This window comes from Staphylococcus pasteuri, assembly GCF_030547725.1.
Classification (GTDB): Bacteria; Bacillota; Bacilli; order Staphylococcales; family Staphylococcaceae; genus Staphylococcus; species Staphylococcus pasteuri.
The window spans coordinates 1-237 of sequence record NZ_JAUOQO010000933.1 but is presented as its reverse complement, the minus strand read 5'-3'; the positions used below and the strand labels follow the sequence as shown (position 1 = coordinate 237).

1 protein-coding gene is annotated in these 237 nt (G+C 50.6%); it reads right to left on the bottom strand.

The features are described from left to right. Nucleotides 1–185, bottom strand: a 185-nt coding sequence (locus Q4528_RS15945) for a hypothetical protein (RefSeq protein WP_303522732.1), incomplete at its 3' end; no start/stop codon positions are given. Nucleotides 186–237: the final 52 nt, after the last annotated feature.

Sequence of the window (237 nt, the reverse complement as noted above, 5' to 3'; positions counted from 1 at the left end):
CAATACAAGGGGGCGAAATCGGTAATCGTGGTTGGGGAGATAACCACCCCACCCGCGTGTTTACCCGCATTACGCGTAACCCCTTCAAGGATCCTCGCCATATCGATAAGTTCACGAACTTCGTGGTCACCGTCATATAACTCCGGTAAACGAGGTTCTGCTTCAAAGGCTTTTTCAAGAGTCATCCCGGGATCGGGTGGGATCAGCTTGGAAATTCTATCTACAAAGCCGTAGGGA